At 72.3% G+C, this 17729-nt stretch carries 12 protein-coding genes and 3 pseudogenes; 7 read left to right on the top strand and 8 right to left on the bottom strand.

All coding sequences use genetic code 11. The annotated features are described in order from the left end of the window. Positions 1 to 30 precede the first annotated feature (30 nt). Entirely contained in the window at positions 31 to 1398 is a 1368-nt protein-coding gene (locus IE124_RS13430; protein ID WP_189507954.1) for a hypothetical protein, read from the bottom strand. A 285-nt stretch (positions 1399 to 1683) separates the two neighbouring features. Between IE124_RS13430 and IE124_RS13435 the strand changes: the two genes are divergently transcribed. Then, positions 1684 to 2796 carry a tetratricopeptide repeat-containing glycosyltransferase gene (locus IE124_RS13435; RefSeq protein WP_229832425.1) on the top strand — a complete coding sequence of 371 codons (1113 nt, stop codon included), beginning with the start codon at positions 1684 to 1686 and terminating at the stop codon, positions 2794 to 2796. A 40-nt stretch (positions 2797 to 2836) separates the two neighbouring features. Here the strand turns inward: IE124_RS13435 and IE124_RS13440 are convergent, their stop codons facing one another. The 6 genes from IE124_RS13440 to IE124_RS13465 form a co-directional block, all read right to left on the bottom strand. Next, positions 2837 to 3685: a DUF6227 family protein gene (locus IE124_RS13440; protein ID WP_229832426.1), complete on the bottom strand. Its 849-nt coding sequence runs from the start codon at positions 3683 to 3685 to the stop codon at positions 2837 to 2839. 126 nt (positions 3686 to 3811) lie between these two features. After that, on the bottom strand, positions 3812 to 4870 hold the full coding sequence (locus IE124_RS13445) for a P1 family peptidase (protein ID WP_189507956.1): 1059 nt from the start codon (positions 4868 to 4870) through the stop codon (positions 3812 to 3814). Between the two features lie 26 nt (positions 4871 to 4896). Beyond that, entirely contained in the window at positions 4897 to 5682 is a 786-nt protein-coding gene (locus IE124_RS13450; RefSeq protein WP_189507957.1) for an SDR family oxidoreductase, read from the bottom strand. A 200-nt stretch (positions 5683 to 5882) separates the two neighbouring features. Then, the gene (locus tag IE124_RS13455) at positions 5883 to 6323 is read right to left on the bottom strand and encodes a hypothetical protein (RefSeq protein WP_189507958.1); all 441 of its coding nucleotides are present in this window, start codon (positions 6321 to 6323) and stop codon (positions 5883 to 5885) included. Continuing rightward, positions 6269 to 8602 carry an AfsR/SARP family transcriptional regulator gene (locus tag IE124_RS13460; protein ID WP_189507959.1) on the bottom strand — a complete coding sequence of 778 codons (2334 nt, stop codon included), beginning with the start codon at positions 8600 to 8602 and terminating at the stop codon, positions 6269 to 6271. Before IE124_RS13460 ends, IE124_RS13455 begins: the two co-directional genes overlap by 55 nt. A 140-nt stretch (positions 8603 to 8742) precedes the next feature. Next, positions 8743 to 9918 carry a low temperature requirement protein A gene (locus IE124_RS13465; RefSeq protein ID WP_189507960.1) on the bottom strand — a complete coding sequence of 392 codons (1176 nt, stop codon included), beginning with the start codon at positions 9916 to 9918 and terminating at the stop codon, positions 8743 to 8745. A gap of 399 nt (positions 9919 to 10317) precedes the next feature. Between IE124_RS13465 and IE124_RS13470 the strand changes: the two genes are divergently transcribed. Beyond that, positions 10318 to 11799 (top strand): MFS transporter, encoded by a 1482-nt coding sequence (locus IE124_RS13470; protein ID WP_229832427.1) that lies wholly within the window; start codon positions 10318 to 10320, stop codon positions 11797 to 11799. A gap of 178 nt (positions 11800 to 11977) precedes the next feature. Next, positions 11978 to 12548, top strand: a pseudogene (locus IE124_RS13475) (pyruvate formate lyase family protein); the annotation flags it as partial. 192 nt (positions 12549 to 12740) lie between these two features. Here the strand turns inward: IE124_RS13475 and tnpA are convergent. Continuing rightward, positions 12741 to 12941, bottom strand: a pseudogene (gene tnpA / locus IE124_RS34850) (IS200/IS605 family transposase); the annotation flags it as partial. A 79-nt stretch (positions 12942 to 13020) separates the two neighbouring features. Between tnpA and IE124_RS13480 the strand changes: the two are divergent. From IE124_RS13480 to IE124_RS13495, 4 genes and pseudogenes are all read left to right on the top strand, one after another. Further along, positions 13021 to 13524, top strand: a complete 504-nt coding sequence (locus tag IE124_RS13480) for an RNA-guided endonuclease InsQ/TnpB family protein (protein WP_502266931.1) — start codon at positions 13021 to 13023, stop codon at positions 13522 to 13524. 32 nt (positions 13525 to 13556) lie between these two features. Then, a pseudogene (pflA, locus tag IE124_RS13485) lies at positions 13557 to 14189 on the top strand (pyruvate formate-lyase-activating protein); the annotation flags it as partial. Positions 14190 to 14255: 66 nt separating this feature from the next. After that, the gene (locus tag IE124_RS13490) at positions 14256 to 15407 is read left to right on the top strand and encodes an MFS transporter (protein WP_189507961.1); all 1152 of its coding nucleotides are present in this window, start codon (positions 14256 to 14258) and stop codon (positions 15405 to 15407) included. Then, positions 15404 to 17728 carry a molybdopterin oxidoreductase family protein gene (locus IE124_RS13495; protein WP_189507962.1) on the top strand — a complete coding sequence of 775 codons (2325 nt, stop codon included), beginning with the start codon at positions 15404 to 15406 and terminating at the stop codon, positions 17726 to 17728. The genes IE124_RS13490 and IE124_RS13495 overlap by 4 nt, the downstream gene beginning before the upstream one ends. The last annotated feature ends 1 nt before the right edge of the window (position 17729 follow it).

A 17729-nucleotide genomic window follows, 5' to 3' on the forward strand; every position in this document is an offset into this window, starting at 1 on the left:
GGCCGGGGCCCTCGTCATGTCACCTCTCGGTCAGGGACGCTTCTTCTTCGGGTCCTTCGGCAGATGGTTCGGATCGGCGCCGCTCAGCCCGAACCGCTTCAGGTCCCCCTGCGAGGGACTCGCGAGGGGCGCCCACACCTCGTCGCATTCGAGCGTGTCGCTGTCGGCGTCGACGTCGCACAAGGTCTCGTACACGTCACCGGTCCTGGTCAGCACCTGGATCGATGTGGCGTTGGCCTGATCGGCGATCGAGATGGAGCAGGCGTCCGTCGGGTAGCTGTCGTTGGGGTCGCCGTCGGTCAGGTCGTACCAGACGAACGTGCCCACGGTGGGGCGGATCTGCCGGATGCCCGCGAAGGCGATCCCGTTGTGGATCGCGGCCTTGACCTCATTGCTGTTGTTGGGCACGTAGGCGTCGACGTCGTTGCACGGCCCGGTCGGTCCGGTGGCTCCGGTGGCTCCGGTCGCGCCAGTGGCTCCGGTCGCTCCGGTGGCGCCGGTCGCTCCGGTCGCTCCGGTCTCGCCCGTGGCGCCGGTGGCTCCCGTGGCGCCGGTTTCGCCTGTGGCTCCCGTGGCTCCGGTGGCGCCGGTTTCGCCTGTGGCGCCGGTGGCGCCCGTCTCGCCTGTCGCGCCCGTGGCTCCGGTCTCACCAGTAGCGCCAGTGGCGCCGGTGGCTCCGGTCTCGCCCGTAGCGCCCGTAGCGCCCGTGTCGCCTGTGGCTCCGGTCTCGCCCGTGGCGCCGGTTTCTCCCGTGGCTCCGGTCTCGCCCGTGGCTCCCGTGGCTCCGGTAGCGCCGGTAGCGCCGGTGGCGCCGGTGGCTCCCGTGGCTCCGGTCTCGCCCGTAGCGCCGGTCGCTCCCGTGTCACCCGTGTCACCGGTGTCGCCCGTCGGGCCGGGCGGTCCGGTGGGGCCCGTCGGGCCGGTTGGGCCGACCTTGCAGTCGCCGTCGCCGCCACTGGCCGGGACCGCGCGCAGGGCGTGCATCCCGGGGGACTCGACCAGGGGCCGGATCTCGTGGTCCAGGAACTCCTGGAAGCCGGCGAACTCCGGTGCGCCGCCTTCGGTGTAGTTGCGGGGGCCGCCCTGCTGTTCCCACGGCGGGGGCCCGTCCTGATGCTGTTCCCACGGCGGCGGTCCGTCCTCGTGGTGAGGCGGCGGTCCGTCGTGGTGCGGCGGCGGGCCGTCCGGGTGGTGCGGGGGCCGTTCCTCGCAGTGGTCGCCCGTCGGCGGGCCCGCCGTCGTCCTACCCGGGGTGTCCCAGGAGGAGGCGGCGGAGGCCGCCGGTGAGGCGAAGCCCGTGAGGACGAGTGCGACGGAGGCCACGGCTCCGCCGACGAGCCACGGGCGTCGTCGGGGCAGGGGACCCAGCGGGGACCTGGTCCTGGCATCAGGACGCATGCATGCTCCTTCCTCCACCGGCCGCACGGCATGGCGGCCGGTCCGAGTGATGTCCGGGAAGCCCATTCGCGCTTCCTGATCAGATCATCGGATCGCGCTTGCGAAGGCTTGACGGTCTCGCGGCACTCCCAACGCCATGGCGTATCGCTGCTAGCCGGATGGATGCGTACACGAAGGCGAATTTCGAACCGCCCGTCGGCGCGCCGACGAAGCGTCCTCCCGGGGCGCCCGTAGGGTCGCCCACCCCCTGACAGCTCCCCCGTCCCCGCCGGAAGTGGTGTTGCCGTGCAGCCGTCCATCTGCCTGTGCATGATCGTCAAGAACGAGGCCAAGGTCATCGAGAGGTGCCTCGCCTCCGTCCGAGGTCTCGTGGACACCTGGGTCATCTCCGACACCGGTTCCACCGACGGGACCCAGGAGCTGATCCGCACCGCCCTCGCGGGCATCCCGGGCGAGCTGCGGGAGGAGTCATGGGTGAACTTCGGCCACAACCGCAGCAGCAACATCGCGCACGCCCGCGGCCGGGCCGACTACCTCCTGCTCCTGGACGCCGACCACGTCCTGCGGCAGGACGGTCCGCTGCCGGAGCTGACCTCGGACGCGTACATGATCCGACACGCGGGATCCTTGGAGTACCGCATCAAACGCCTGGTCAGAGGCGATCTGCCCTGGAGGTACGAGGGGGTCACCCACGAGTACCTGACCGCCGACCGGGGCCACGAGCAGCGCAACCTGGACGCCCTGGTCGTCGAGGACCACGCCGACGGCGGGTCACGCCACGACAAGTTCGAGCGGGACGCCAGGCTCCTGGGGGCCGAGCTGGAGCGCGACCCGGCCAATCCGCGCACCGTCTTCTACCTGGCCCAGACGATGCGGGACATGGGCCGCACCGACGAGGCCGTCACCCTCTACGAGCGGCGCGCGGCGATGGGCGGCTGGGGCGAGGAGGTCTACTACTCGCTCCTCCAGTCCGGCGTCCTCAGGGGCGAGGCAGGCGACTGGCCGTCCGCGATGGACGCGCTCACCCGGGCCTGGGAGTCGCGGCCGGAGCGGCTCGAAGCCTGTTACGAGCTGGTGGCGCGGCTGCGGACGAAGCGCCGCTACCGGGCGGCCCACGCCATCGTCACGGCCGTACTGGACGGGCGGCAGCCGGACGACCTGCTGTTCATGCAGCCGTGGGTGTACCGGTGGGGGCTGCTCTTCGAGTACTCGATCACCGCCTACTGGACACGCGACTACGCCGCCTCGCTCGCCGCCTGCGACCGGCTGCTCGCCCTGCCGGACCTGCCCGCGTCGTACCGCGAACAGACCCGGGCCAACAGGGGGTTCGCCCTGGGGAAGCTGGCGGAGACCGGGGCCGACGTCCCCGGCGCCGACCCCGCCCCCGTACTCGCCTGACGGCGGGGACGGGGGCGGGGTCGGGGACCAACGGTGGGCGTCAGCGGACCCGGGCGCGGGTCTCCATCGCCTCGCGGGCCGAGCGCTCGTCCTCGTACACCTCGCACATGTGCCGGCCGTCCGGGGTCGCCGTGTGCTCGATCTCCCAGAGGCTGACCTCACTGCCGTCGAGCAGCAGGAACTGGTGCTCGTAGAGGGTGAACCCGGCGTCCCGGCCTCCCTCTACCGCGCACTGGCGTCCGAAGGCCTGCGTGATGTGGTGGGCGAACGCCAGGCGGAGCCGTCGGGCGGTCCGCTCGCCCGGCCGGTCCACGTTCTCCGCGCGCCGCAGGACGCGGCGCGCGTGGTCGGCGGAGTTGTCCGGTACGTACATCCGCGGCTGGGCGGGTATGGGGCGGGCGAGCAGGGCGCTCAGGAGCGCCATGTCATCGTCGTCGTCACTGTCGAGGGCGGTGCCGTCGGAGCGCTCCACGGTCCAGCCGGGCAGCGGACTCGCCGGCAGGCGGGAGGCCGCGAGCCGGGCCTCCGACTCCTCCAGGTACAGCTCGTGCTGGTCGGAGCCGTCGCGTCCGGTGTTGTGCGTGAGCTCCCATAGGCTGAGGGCGCTGCCGTCGGCGAGCAGATACGTGTGGCGGTAGGTGGTCCGGTGCAGCGACGCGCTGTGGTGCGAGGAGTGCAGCGCGCTGGAGTGGGCGAGCGCCGTGCCGAGGCGCTCGACGGTGGAGTCGGGCAGGTCGAAGGAGTTGAGCGCCCTGCCGAGGAGTCGCTCAAGGTGCGTCTCGGTCGTCTCGTAAGGATCGTGAGGATCCTGCGGATCGTTCAAGAGGGTCTCCAGGCCGTCGCCGCATGTCACTTGGTGCTTGCTAAACGTAGTCCCTGGGTCTGACATCGTGTCCTGGGTTCTGCAAAACGAAGGGCGTCCACCGGAAGTTCCCGCCCGGTTCTTCGTCAACTCCCTTGTGGTTACCGGCAGTACGTCCGTGGAGAGTGTTCATCGGCCCCGGTTTCGCCGGCTTCACGGCCGGATCCCCGCCCACAGCTCGCCGTACGAGGGGAAGTCGCCGCCCGGGCCGCGCTGCCCGCCGGGGGCCGCGAGCAGCGCCCGGACGATCGCCCGGGTCACCAGGTCGGCGCCGGCCGCGAGGATCTCGTTCAGGGCGAGCGGACCCGGCTCCTCCGGAAGTTCCTTCCGTCCGGTGGCGAGGGCGAAGACGGTGTCCCCGTCGTTCATCAGATGCACCGGACGGACGGCGCGCGCGATGCCGTCGTGCGCCGTGCCCGCGACCTTCTGCGCCTGCGCGCGCGTGAGCACCGCGTCCGTGGCGACGACGGCGAGCGTCGTGTTCAACGGGGGAGGGGCGCTCGCCGCCCGCGCCTCCGCGAGCCGCCGGAGCGCCGCCTCGTGCACGGCCGCCGAAGGGAGGGCGGCCCTGCCGTCCTCGAACCAGCTCCCGTACGGGACGCCCGTCGCCGGATCGACGGCCGAGCCGACCGCGTTCACCACGACCAGCGCGCCGACCGTGATCCCCGACTCCAGGACCGTGCCGGCCGTCCCCACCCCGCCCCGCAGCCCACCGACGACGGCCCCGGTGCCCGCGCCGACCGCACCCGTCTCCACGCGCGCGTGGTCCCCGCCGGCGTCGGCCGCCGCCACCGCCTCCCGCCCCGTCGCCGCGTCCGGCCGGGCCGAGAAGTCGCCGCCGCGCCCCAGGTCGAAGACGCACGCGGCGGGCACGACCGGTACCACGTGGGACGGGTCGGGCCCCACCCGCACGCCCCGGTGGCGCTCCTCCAGCCAGGCCATCACCCCGGCCGCCGAGTCCAGTCCGTACGCGCTGCCGCCGGTCAGGACGACCGCGTCGATCCGCTGGACCACATTGCGCGGATCGAGCGCGTCCGTCTCCCGCGTGCCCGGCCCGCCGCCCCGCACGTCCACGGCGGCGACCATCCCGCCCTCCGGAGCGAGCACGACCGTGGTCCCGCTCAGCGCCCCGGCCCCGGCCACGCGCGCGTGCCCCACGCGCACCCCGCTCACGTCGGTGATGCCGTCCGCGTCCTTCTCGGGCTGTGTCATGTCCCCTGCCTACCACGCGGCTTGGCTCAGCGCTTGGGCCCGAGGTAGGTGCCGCCCGAGGCGTCGATGACGGTCCCGGTGATCCAGCGGCCGTCCTCGGAGGCGAGGAAGGCGACCGGGTCGGCGACGTCCTCCGGCTGCCCGACCCACGGCAGCGCCTGACCGCCGATCAGCATGCCCTCCAGCTCGGGAACCGCCGCCATGGCAGCGGTGAGTTCGGCGGTCTGGGTCGGGCCGGGCGCGACCGTGTTGACGGTGATCCGGCGCTCCCCGACCACGTTGGCGAGGGTGCGGGTGAAGGTCTCCATCGCCCCCTTCGTCATCGCGTACGCCAGCTCGTCGGCGAGGGCGATCCGGGTGACCGCCGAACCGATGTTGATGATCCGGCCGCCGTCCCGCAGCACCGGCAGCAGCCCCTGCACGAGGAAGTACGGCGCCCGGACGTTGACCGCGAAGAGCCGGTCGAAGAGCTCCGGGGTCTCGTCCCGCAGGTGACCGCCCGAGCGGCTCGCGGCGGCGTTGTTGACGAGGACGTCGAGCACGGCCTCCCCGGCGTGGGCGGCGAACCCGGACCGTACGCCCTCGACGAGCGTGAGGACCCCGTCGTGCGTGGCCAGGTCGGCACCCACGGAGAAGGCCCGGCCGCCGTCGTGCACGATCAGGTCGACGGTCTCCCGCGCGGCGGCGGCGTCCTGCCCGTAGTGGACGGCGACGACCATCCCGTCGGCCGCGAGTCGCCGTGCGATGGCCCGCCCGATGCCGCGCGACGAACCGGTGACGAGAGCGGTACGGGTGGTGGGCTGCTGCTGCATGACGGGCTCCTCGGGCTTGCTTCCGGTGCCGGCCGGGGCCGTTTCCCCGGGGCACGGAAGAAGACTCGCGCCGGCCACTGACGAGCCACTGACCGAACGCTGACCGCCGCTGACGGGGCGGCTTCCCGGTGTCGACGGGCCGCCCCGTACTCGCCCAGCGTCGGCGGCCGGCGCGTACGGGGCATCGGCGGCGGCCCGGCTCAGACGGTGGCGCGGTCCGTCGTCTCCGGCGTCCCCCGCAAGCCCGCCCTGCGGGCCGTTTCCGCCGCGTGGGCGCGGTCGGACTCGGCCGCGTCCCGGGCGCCCGCCGCCTCGTGGACGGCGGCGCGGCGGTGGAGCAGGTCCACGACGTCCTCGGCCACGCCCAGGGAGCCGAACAGGGCCAGCGCCTCCGCGAGGAGGGGCAGCGGGTCGGGGGAGAGGGCCGCCAGGCCCTCCAGGGCCGTGGCCGTTCCCCAGCGGTCGCCGAGCGCCCGGAAGCCGGCCAGGGCCTCCGTCAGGAGCGCCTCGGCAGTGGCCCGGGCGTCGTCCCCGGTGCCGGTGCCGGTGCCGGTGCCGGTGCCGGTGGCGGTCGCGGTCGCGGTCGTCAGGAAGGCCCGGCCCACCAGGACCAGCGACCGGGACCAGGGGTCGTCGCCCATCGGCAGGCCCTCGACCGGGCCCACGGACGTCGACCACAGGAACGCCGTGTACGGCTGCCGGAGTGGAACCGTCCGCGCCGCCAGGAACCCCCGGGCGCGCTCGACGTGCGGGCCGTCGCGCAGCCCCGCCGCCAGCACGCACAGCGCGTACTCCTCGCCCAGCTCCGCCGTCGGCACCACCCGCTCCAGGAGCTCCGCGACCGGCGCGGCGACGCGGCCCCGGAGCCCGCGCAGCCACCAGTACGGGGTGAGCGCGGCCACCAGCCGCAGCCCGTCCTCCGGCGCGCCCCGCCGCAGAGCCGCCCGCAGGTTCGCGTCCTCGGCGTCCAGCCGGGCCAGCCACTCCAGCTGCGCGGCTCCGCGCAGTTCGGGGTCGGCGGTCTCCGCGAGCTCGCGGTAGTACGCGTGGTGGGCGGCGGCCGCCGGTCGGCGTCCGGCAGCTGCCCGGCGGCGTAGGCGCGGATCGTCTCCAGCATCCGGTAGCGGCCGTCCCGCGCCTCAAGGAGCGACTTCTCCACGAGGGAGGCCAGCGCGCCGCTCCCCGCGCCGCACACCCGGCTCACCGCCTCCGCCGTCGCGCCGCCGCGGAACACCGAGAAACGGGCCGCCAGTTCCCGCTCGCCGGGTTCGAGGAGCGACCAGCTCCACTCGACCACCGCCCGCAGGGTGCGGTGCCGCTGCGGCGCCGTGCGGTCCCCGCGCGACAGCAGCTCGAAGCGTTCGAGCCGCTCGCCGAGGCCGTCGGCCAGCTCGTCGACGGAGAGCGAGCGCAGCCGGGCCGCCGCGAGTTCGACGGCGAGCGGCAGCCCGTCGAGCCCCGCGCAGAGCTCCGCCACGCGCGCGTGGCCCGTGAATCCGGGCCGGACGGCCGCGGCCCGCCGCACGAACAGCTCCTCGGCCGCCTCGGACGTCAGCGCCCCGAGCGGCAGCAGCGACTCGCCGGTGATCCCGAGCGCTTCCCGGCTCGTCGTCAGGACCCTCAGCCGGGGACAGGCGGTGAGCAGGCGGCGTACGAGGACGGCCGTCTCGTCGACGACGTGCTCGCAGTTGTCCACGATCAGCAGCACGGGCCGCCCGGCAAGCGCCGTTTCGAGCCGCTCCGCGCCGCCGCCCCGCACGCCGAGCGCCGTCGCGAAGGCCTCGACGACCTCCCCGGAACCGGTCCGCCCGCCTCCCGACACCGCCCCCAGGTCCACGAAGCGCGCCTCGCCCGGCAGGGCCGTGCCCACCTCCAGGGCCAGCCGGGTCTTGCCCGCGCCCCCCGGCCCCACCACGGTCACCAGGCGGGCGACCGTCACCAACGAGGCCAGCCGCTCGCGTTCCCGCTCCCGCCCCACGAAGTCCGTCAGCGGCGCGGGCAACGCGGGAGCGGCCATGCCCGCCGGTGCAGGGCCCGCCTCTCCTCGGCCCGCCTCTCCTCGGACCGCCTCCCCTCGGACCGCCTCCCCGCCGCGCAGCAGCCCCAGGTGGACGGCGGACAGTTCCGGCGACGGATCGGCGCCCAACTCCTCCGCGAGTGCCGCCCGCACCTCCTCGTACACCGCGAGCGCCTCGGCCTGCCGTCCCGCCGCCCCCAGCGCCCGCATCTGGAGCCCGCGCAGCCTTTCGCGCAGCGGGTGCTCCCGGGCCGCAGCCTCCAACTCGCGTATCAGGGGGAGGAGGTCCCGGCCCGACCCGCCGGAAAGGTCCGAGCTTCCGGAACGGTCCGACCTGCCGGAGCCGCTCGACCGGTCCGACCAGCCGGAGCCGCCCGACGCGTCCGATGCCGGCTCCGCCGCCGCCAAGGCCTCCAGCGCGTCGAGCCGCAGCCCTTCGAGCCGGGCCGCCTGGGCCGCGGCGAAGGGCGCGTCCCGCACGTCGGAGAGCGCCGGCCCGCGCCACAGCCCGAGCGCCTCCCGCAGCAGCTCCGCGGCGTGTACGGGGTCGCCCGCCGCCCCGGCCCGGGCGCCCGCCCCGGCCAACGCCTCGAACCGCAGCGCGTCCACGTCCGCCGGCGCGGTCCCGAGGACCAGCCGGTACCCGGCGGGCGAGTGCTCCACCGTCACCCCCGGCGGCAGGACCCGGCGCAGCCGGGAGACCTGCGCCTGGAGCGCGCCCTGCGCACCGGCCGGCGGCTCGTCCCCGTACAGCCCGTCGACGAGCCGGTCCACGGGCACGGTCCGGCCCGCGTCGAGGAGGAGCCGGGCCAGCAGGGCGCGGACCTTGGGGCCGCCGGCGGCGGGTTCGGTGACGCCGGCGGGGTCGGACACCGCGAGCGGGCCGAGGAGGCGGAAGATCATGGACCGGATTGTCGCGCGGCGAAGGGCGGCGCCTCCAGGCGCACGACTTCAGCTTCAGGCCTCAGAACTCAGGCCTCAGAACTCAGGCCTCAGAGCTCAGGCCTCAGCCCTGAACCCTCTCCGGCCCTTCTGCCCCGGCCTCAGGTGGGCGTTTCCCGGGAGGCCGGGTTCCGGGCGGTCAGGGTCACGCCGGTCGCGACCGTGGCCGCCGCGACGAGACCCGCGGCGAGGACCGCCCAGCGGCCCGCGAACGTACACAGCAGGATCGCCAGCGAAGACACGGGCAGCACGAGCTGCTGCGCGATGCCGACCTTGAAGTAGCGGGCGTGCAGCAGCCAGACGGAGATCAGGAAGACGGCCGACGGGATCGTCACGGCGGCGGACGCGGCGGTCGTGGAGATGTGGGCCTCGCCCACGGACTGTTCGACGGCGATCTCCAGGCCCGCGCCGACGGCGGCGGCCGAGGCGAAGATGACGTAGTGGCCGTAGCCCCACAGGAAGCCCTGGCGGCTGGAGGTCAGCCGGCTGTGGGCGGGCACGACGAAGTAGATCCACCAGGCGGCGAAGACGAGGAGCAGGCCGCCGATGGCGATCGGCAGGAGCTCGCCGAGAGCGTCGTTCTCGGCGATGCCGGACTTCACGGCGACTGTCGCGGCGGCGACGGTCTCACCGAGCACGATGATGGTGAAGAGGCCGTACCGCTCCGCGATGTGGTGCGGGTGCCAGGTGCTGGGCGCGGCCTTCTCCGCGTACACGGGCACGGACAGCTCCGCCAGGACCATGACGAGGAAGATCCAGCCCCGGGCGGGCTCGGGAGCGAGGACGAGCGCGAGCCAGCCGATCTGTACGGCGACGACCCCGCCCGCGTACCGCCGGCACATCGTCCGCTCGGCGGGGTCCGTGGCGTGGTGGGCGGCGCGCAGCCACTGGAAGGCGAGCGCGAGCCGCATGACCGCGTAGCCGATGTAGACGACGAGGAAGTCGTGGTCCTGGAAGGCCCGCGAGACGCCGGCGGCGAGGACGAGGACGCCGGCGATCTGGACGAGCGTGACGACGCGGTAGAGGACGTCGTCGTTGTCGTAGGCCGAGGCGAACCAGGTGAAGTTCATCCACGCCCACCAGATGGCGAAGAAGATCATCGCGTAGTTGAGGATCCCCTCGCCGGTGTGGTTCTCGGCGACCGCGTGCACGAGCTCCGCGCCGGCCTGCGCGACGGCGACGACGAAGCACAGGTCGAAGAAGAGCTCCAGGGGGGTGGCGGCCCGGTGCGACTCCTCGCGGGAGCGGGCGGTGAGCGGGAGGAACGGTTGTGTCATGCGTTCCAGAACAGCACAGCGCGGCGGGGCGCTCGCGGAGCCCTGCCGTCCGCCCCGGTCGTGGTGACGGGGACGGCGGATCCGTCACCGCCGTACGGGCATGGCGCTCCGTCAGGCGGCCCGGGCCGGCAGGAGCCGGCCCCGGCCCCGGCCCCGGCCCCGGCGACGACGACGGCGTCGGCCGGACCGCCGGCTGCCCTCCCGGTGCTCCCGGTGCTCCCGGTTCCTCCGGCCCTCCGCTGACGGGACCTAGGCCCGCCGGAAGCGCCGACCTAGGCCCGTCCGTCCGGCGACCATCGGCACTCACCTGCTCTTGCGCCGGGCCGCAGCCTGGAAGGGCAAGGGAATTCGCAAGGAGATTCTGCGAAAGCCGATCAGGCGAAAAGGCAGGGAAGCGCCATGAGTTCCGTAGTCCAGTCCCAGTCCCATCCCCATCCCCATCCCCAGGACCAGGACCAGCCCCGGGACCAGGACCAGGGCAGCAGAAGGGCGGGCGGGCCGGCTCCGTCGTACGACACGGAGCAGTACCGCCCGGGGAAGCCGATCACCGACTGGGAGCCCGAGAACGAGCTCTTCTGGAAGTCGATCGGCAGGAAGGTCGCCGCCCGCAACCTCTGGATCGCGGTTCCCGCGCTGCTCGTGGCCTTCGTCGTCTGGCAGGTCTGGTCGGTCACCGCGACCAACCTCAAGGACGTCGGCTTCGGCTACTCCACCTCGCAGCTGTTCTGGCTGACGGCCATCCCCGGTCTGACCGGCGGCACGGCCCGGATCCTCTACACCTTCCTCGGGCCGATGGTCGGCCAGCGCCGCTTCACCGCGCTGTCGACGGTCGTCCTGATCGTGCCGCTGATCTGGCTCGGCATCGCCATCCAGGACCCGACGACCCCGTACGGAGTGATGGTCGCCATCGCCGCCCTCTGCGGTATCGGCGGCGCGAACTTCGCCTCCTCCCTCGCCAACATCGGCTTCTTCTTCCCCAAGGCGAAGAAGGGCAGCGCGACCGGCATCAACGGCGGCCTCGGCAACCTCGGCGTCTCCGTCGTCCAGCTCCTGACGCCGATCGTCATCACCTGGTCGACCATCGCGATCGGCTCGGCCCAGCACAAGGCCGACGGCACCCCGGTCCACCTGCAGAACGCCGCCTTCCTCTGGGTCCCGGTCCTGCTGATCCTGGCGGCCGTCGCCTGGTTCGGGCAGAACGACCTCAAGGTGGCCTCGACACCCTTCAGCCGGCAGAAGATCATCTTCAAGCGCAAGCACAACTGGCTGATGACCTGGCTGTACGTCGGCACCTTCGGCTCCTTCATCGGCTTCGCCGCCGCCCTGCCGATGCTGATCAAGACCACGTTCCCGGACTACTCCGTCGCCACCTACGCCTGGATGGGCCCGGCCGTCGGCGCGCTCGCCCGCTGGGGCGGCGGCTGGATCGCCGACAAGTGGGGCGGGGCGCGAGTCACGATCCTGTCCTTCGTGGGCATGGCCGTCTCCATCGTCGGGGTGATCGAATTCCTCCCCTCGGGCAGTGACGGCGGATCCTTCTACGGCTTCTTCTTCTGCTTCCTCGCCGCGTTCTTCTTCTCCGGAATCGGCAACGGCTCGACCTTCCGCCAGATCCCGGTCATCTTCCGCAGCACCCACCTCAAGGGCCTCACGGAAGGCACGCCGGAATACACGAAGGCGCTGAAGCAGGCGGAAATGGAGTCGGGTGCCGTCACCGGATTCACCTCGGCCGTCGCCGCCTATGGATTCTTCTTCATCCCGGCCCTCTTCGCCTCGGTGGCCGTGACCAGCGCGATGTGGGGATTCGTCGCCTTCTACGTCAGCTGCATGGTCGTGACCTGGTGGTTCTACGCCCGCAGGAGCGCCGAGGCACCCAGCTGAGCATCCCGCCCCGTCCCCTCCCGGAAGGTCCCGCCACGGCGGGGCCTTCCGGCATTCCGGGGACAGGACCAAAGCCCGTCGAGCGGTGACCAATGCCGCCACGAATGATCGATCAAAAGGAGTGAAATGGAGGTGAGCAACGACGCGATCGAATGAATCGAAGAAGGCGGTGCGGGCAGTGACTGCGACCCCTGCTGAGGCAACGGTGACCGAGCGGGCCTGGAAGGGCTTCAAGGGCGGACTCTGGCGCGACGCCGTCGACGTCCGCGACTTCATCCAGCAGAACTACACCCCGTACGAGGGCGACGGCTCCTTCCTCGCCGGCCCCACCGAGCGGACCACCGCCGTGTGGAAGGCCGTCACGGACGAGTTCCCCGAGGAGCGCGCCAAGGGCGTCCACGACGTCTCGTACGACGTCCCCTCCACCATCACGTCCCATGCCCCCGGCTACATCGACCGCGACAAGGACCTGATCGTCGGCCTCCAGACCGACGCCCCGCTGAAGCGCGCGATCATGCCGAACGGCGGCTGGCGGATGGTCGCCGGCGCCCTGGAGACCTACGGCTACCCGGTCTCCCCGGACCCTCGAGAAGGTCTTCACCCAGTACCGCAAGACCCACAACGCCGGTGTCTTCGACGCGTACACCCCCGAGATCCGCGCCGCCCGCAAGGCCGGCATCGTCCCCGGACTCCCCGACGCCTACGGCCGCGGCCGCATCATCGGCGACTACCGCCGTGTCGCGCTCTACCTCTGATCTTGGCCTGTGCTCCGCCTATCGGGGCGGGGGTGAAGGCCATCCTTGACCCGGAGGCCCGGAGGCCCGGAGACCCGGAGACCCGGAGACCCGGAGGCCCGGAGGCCCGGAGGCCCGGAGGCCCGGAGGCCCGGAGGCCCGGAGGCCCGGAACGCCGGAGCGCTCTGTGTTCCGGGGTGGTGACCAGACGGGACGCTGCTGGTTTTCGACGTACTGCCTGATGCGGTAAGGGCTGCCCCGCCGCATGATCCTGCGAAGTAGGAGCCGGAACAGAAGTGGCCGCCCCACAGGTACCGGCGGACGTGGGTGTCGTACTCCCGGCCTGCGGGAGCTGACACCCTTGAGAGAGTTGACCAGCTTGGAGAGCTGGACTTTGGGCGGGTAGTACGTTCCACCGTCCGAGAGGGCGAGGGGCACGGTGACGCCCACGTCGATGCCGACCTCCGGCCCCTGGTGAGGCTCGGGCTTGACCTCCAGTGCCTGGACGCGGAGGGCCCTGGACTGGCAGCACAAGACGACCACCCACATCGCCCGCACCTACGGCACCGTCGTGGTCGAAGCACTCACCATCACGAGCATGGTCAAGTCCGCCAAGGGAACCACCGAAGCACCAGGGAAGAACGTCGCCCAGAAATCCGGGCTGAACCGCTCCATCAGCGGGGAGGCATGGGGCCGGACGGTCACCATGCTGACGTACAAGACCGCCCGGCACGGCGGCACCCTGCACAAGGTTCCCGCCCCCGGCACGTCCCGGCGCTGCTCCGCCTGCGGCCGCACCACGCCCGGCAGCCGGGAGTCCCAGGCCGTGTTCGTGTGCAAGAACCCGGAATGCGGCTGGTCGGGCAACGCCGACCACAACGCGGCCCGGAACGTCTTGCACCTGTACCGGATGGGCCTCGCGCTCATCCCGGCTGCCGGGAGGGCAGTCGTCAGGCGCGTCAAGCGCGTCAAGCCCGCTACCGCAAGGTAAGCGGGAATCTCTCGGCTCCAGCCGGGCGAGCACTTCAATGCCACAACCCCGACACCTGGAGGATGCGCAGCGGCAAGCGCACCTCCGCCGACGACGTGATCGCCGAGGCGGCCAAGTACGTCCGCTTCATCTCCGCCTCCGGCGGCGGCGCCACCGTCTCCGGAGGCGAACCGCTCCTCCAGCCCGTCTTCACCGGTGAGCTGCTGCACCGGATGAAGCACGAGCTCGGCCTCCACACGGCCCTCGACACCTCGGGCTTCCTCGGCGTCCGCGCCACCGACGCCCTGCTCCGCGACACCGACCTGGTCCTGCTCGACATCAAGTCCTCGGACCCGGACACCTATCAGAAGGTCACCGGCCGCCCGCTGCGGCCGACCCTGGACTTCGCCCGACGCCTCGCCGACCTCGGCCAGGAGGTCCACGTCCGGTTCGTGCTCGTCCCGGGGCTCACCGACGACCCCGCCGACGTCGAGGGAGTCGCCGCCTTCGCCGCCGGTCTCGGCAACGTCACCCGCGTGGACATCCTCCCCTTCCACAAGCTCGGCGAAGCCAAGTGGCAAGCACTCGCCAAGCCGTTCACCCTGCACGACACCCCCTCCCCGACGCCCGAGCAGGTCGCCGCGGCCCGCGAGGTCTTCCTCTCCCACGGCCTGCACGCCGTCTGAGCGACGCCCTCACTCCGTAACCACACAAAACAGGAGAAAGGGCCCGTATGGCCTTACCGTGGCGGCGTGACCGAGCCACCACAGACAGTCGAGCCGACGCCCGGGCCGGACGATCCGGCCGCCAGCGCCCTTGCCACGGGCGGTCCCACCACGGCAGAGCCCCCGGTCGCCGGGGCCCCGCCACAGAGCCCCGCCACCGTGCGCCGCCGCGCGGCCGTCGCGGGCACCGTCGTCTCCGTGCTCCTGATCCTCGCGATCGTGTTCGGCAGCCGGCTGCTCCGCGACTTCGACTCGGCCCTCCTGCCGTACGCCGTCGCCACGGTCTTCCTCGCCTTCGGCGTCGCCTACCGGTACACCGTCTGGGTCTCCGCCCCCGGCGCCCGCCGCCTCTTCCGCAAGGGCTGGGGCTCCTTCTTCTCCGTCGCGAACTTCCGCAGGGCGCCCACCGCGCTGCCGAAGATGATCGCCACCTACCTCGGCTTCCAGAAGTTCCTCGGCGCCCGCTCGCACGCCCGCTGGGCCGCCCATCAGCTCGTCTTCTGGGGCTGTCTGCTGGCCGCCGCGATCACCTTCCCCCTCACCTGGGGCTGGTTCACCTTCACCTCCTCCACCGGATCCGGGCCCGGCTACGAGATGCGGATCTGGGGCTTCAAGGTCATCGGCTTCGACGCGCTCAGCGTCCTCGGCTGGCTCATGTTCCACGGCCTCGACATCGCGGCCGTCCTCGTCATCGCCGGCGCCTCCTACTTCCTCTGGCGCCGCATGAAGGACCGCGGCGCCATCACCGGCCAGCGCTTCGCCTACGACCTGATGCCGCTCATCTGCCTGGTCGTCATCTCGGTGACGGGGCTCCTGCTGACCTTCTCGTCGATCTTCCTGCACGGCGGCGGCTACGAGTTCCTCGCCGTCCTCCACATGGTGTCCGTGGTCTTCACCCTCATCTACATCCCCTTCGGGAAGTTCTTCCACATCGTCCAGCGGCCCGCGGCCGTCGGCATGCAGCTCTTCAAGTACACCTCCCGCCGCGAGGACGAGTCCGTCCTCGCCTGCCGCCGCTGCCAGGAGCCCATCGACACCGCCCCCTACGTCGAGAACCTCCAGGGCACCATGCGCGACCTCGACCTGGGCTTCGACGAGTGGGCGCGGTACTGCCCCCGCTGCAAGCGCGTCCTCCGCGGCAACGCCTACCTCGACCACGTCAAGAAGGGTTTCAAGTGACCGCGACCGACCCCGCGACCACCTCCGGGCAGCCGGTGCCGCTCGACCCCTCCCTCGCCCCGCCCGGCACCCGCGGCTTCCGCGACGCCGGCGGCATCCCGGCCGACCGCTGGCACGCCGACCAGAACGGCGAGACCCTCGTCCCCACCCACTGCTGCTTCTGCGGCGTCCAGTGCGGCATGTACCTCCGCGTCGACCGTGGCGGCAAGGTCTTCGGCGTCGAGCCCCGCAACCACGACATCAACCGCATGCGGCTCTGCCCCAAGGGCATCAACGCCTACCAGCAGGTCAACCACCCCGACCGGCTCACCGCACCCCTCATGCGCAGGAACCGCGACGAGGAGTTCCGCGAGGTCAGCTGGGACGAGGCCCTCGACCACACCGTCGCCGAGATCCGCCGCATCCAGGCCGAGTACGGCAACGACGCCTTCGGGCTCCTCGGCGGCGCCAGCCTCTACTCCGAGAAGACCTACCTCGTCGGCAAGTTCGCCCGCGTCGCCCTCAAGACCAAGCACGTCGACTACAACGGCCGCCTCTGCATGGTCTCCGCCGCCGGAGCCAACAAGCTCGCCTTCGGCATCGACCGCGCCGGCAACCCCTTCTCCGACATCCTCCTCACCGACTGCCTCCTCATCGCCGGCTCCAACGTCGGCGAGTGCTTCCCGGTCATGACCCAGTACCTGTGGGGAGCCCGCGACCGGGGCGCCACCCTCATCGTCGTCGACCCCCGCGAGACGGCCATCGCCCGCACCGCCGACGTCCACGTCGCACTCAAGCCCGGCACGGACTCCGCCTTCTTCAACGCCGTCCTCCACGTCGTCGTCGCCGAGGGCCTCACCGACGAGGCCTACCTCGCCGCCCACACCACCGGCTGGGCCGAGGTCAGGAAGACGGTCGCCGACTACCCGCCCTCCCGCGCCGCCACGATCTGCGGCGTCCCCGAGGAGCAGATCGTCCAGGTCGCCCGCATGTTCGCCGGCGCCGGCAAGGCCATGGCCTGGCACGCCCGGGGGGTCGAGCACCACTCCCAGGGCGTCGAGAACTGCCTCTCGATCATCAACCTCTGCGTCGCCACCGGGAACATCGGCAAGCCCGGCGCCGGCTACGGCACCATCACCGGCCAGGGCAACGGCCAGGGCGGCCGCGAGCACGGCCAGAAGTCCGACCTGCTGCCCGGCGGCCGCTCCATCGCCAACCCCGAGCACCGCCGCCAGATCTGCGAGATCTGGGGTATCGACGAGGCCGAACTCCCGCTCGCCGGAACCTCCATGATGGAGATGGTCTGGCAGATGCAACGCCAGGAGATCCGCGGTCTCGTCGGCATCTGCAACAACCCCTTCGTCTCCCTCCCGAACTACGCCACCGTCAAGGACGGCTACGACACCCTCGAGTTCCACGCCCAGTTCGACTTCTTCCTCTCCGAGACCGCCGCCAACGCCCACGTCGTCTTCCCCGTCACCGTCTGGGCCGAGGACGAAGGCGTCATGGCCAACGCCGAGGCCCGGGTCGTCAAGCACAACAAGGCCCAGGAACCCCCCGCCGGGGTCCGCACCGACACCTGGGTCATGTGCGAGCTCGCCCGACGGCTCGGCGCGGGCGACAAGTTCGACTTCCCGGACTCCCGCTCCGTCTTCGAGGAGCTCCGCATCGCCTCCGCCGGCACGGTCAACGACTACTACGGCATCACCTACGAACGCCTGGAGGAGACCGGCGGCATCGCCTGGCCCTGCCCCACCACGGAGCACCCCGGCACCCCCCGCCTCTTCGAGGACGGGAGGACCTACCACGCCGACGGCACCATCCACATGCAGGTCGTCGAGTGGCACCCGCCCATGGACCCGTACAGCGAGGAGTACCCCCTCTCGCTCACCACCGGCCGGACCGTCGCCCACTTCCTCTCCGGGAACCAGACCCGCCGGCTCGGCGCCCTCGTCGAACAGACCCCCCGCCCCTGGGTCGAGGTCCACCCCTCCCACGGCTTCCGCAACGGCGACCCCGTCCGGGTCGTCACCCGCCGCGGCAGCGAGGTCTTCCCCGCCCTCGTCACCGAGGCCATCCGCCCGGACACCGTCTTCGTCCCCTACCACTGGCCCGTCCCCACCGCGGCCAACGCCCTCACCATCGACGCCCTCGACCCACGCTCCAAGATCCCGGAGTACAAGGTCTGCGCCGCCCGCATCGAGGCCGCGGAACGCGTCGACGAGGTCCCCGCACCGCCCACCGCCCCCGGGCACCAGGCCTACCCGGAGACCCAGGTCTCCCGGCTCGACCCGCTGCCCCCGACCTCCCCCCAGGGCCGCGGCACCGCGGAGAGGAGCTGAC

Origin of the sequence: Streptomyces narbonensis, assembly GCF_014649015.1 — a bacterium.
In the GTDB taxonomy this organism is placed as follows: Bacteria; Actinomycetota; Actinomycetes; order Streptomycetales; family Streptomycetaceae; genus Streptomyces; species Streptomyces narbonensis.

Excerpts from the sequence above, each read along its gene's own strand:
- IE124_RS13430 (WP_189507954.1), bottom strand. The coding sequence starts at position 1,398 with ATGCGTCCTGATGCCAGGACCAGGTCCCCGCTGGGTCCCCTGCCCCGA.
- IE124_RS13440 (WP_229832426.1), bottom strand. The coding sequence starts at position 3,685 with ATGTCAGACCCAGGGACTACGTTTAGCAAGCACCAAGTGACATGCGGC.
- IE124_RS13445 (WP_189507956.1), bottom strand. The coding sequence starts at position 4,870 with ATGACACAGCCCGAGAAGGACGCGGACGGCATCACCGACGTGAGCGGG.
- IE124_RS13450 (WP_189507957.1), bottom strand. The coding sequence starts at position 5,682 with ATGCAGCAGCAGCCCACCACCCGTACCGCTCTCGTCACCGGTTCGTCG.
- IE124_RS13455 (WP_189507958.1), bottom strand. The coding sequence starts at position 6,323 with ATGGGCGACGACCCCTGGTCCCGGTCGCTGGTCCTGGTGGGCCGGGCC.
- IE124_RS13460 (WP_189507959.1), bottom strand. The coding sequence starts at position 8,602 with ATGATCTTCCGCCTCCTCGGCCCGCTCGCGGTGTCCGACCCCGCCGGC.
- IE124_RS13465 (WP_189507960.1), bottom strand. The coding sequence starts at position 9,918 with ATGACACAACCGTTCCTCCCGCTCACCGCCCGCTCCCGCGAGGAGTCG.
- IE124_RS13470 (WP_229832427.1), top strand. The coding sequence starts at position 10,318 with ATGAGTTCCGTAGTCCAGTCCCAGTCCCATCCCCATCCCCATCCCCAG.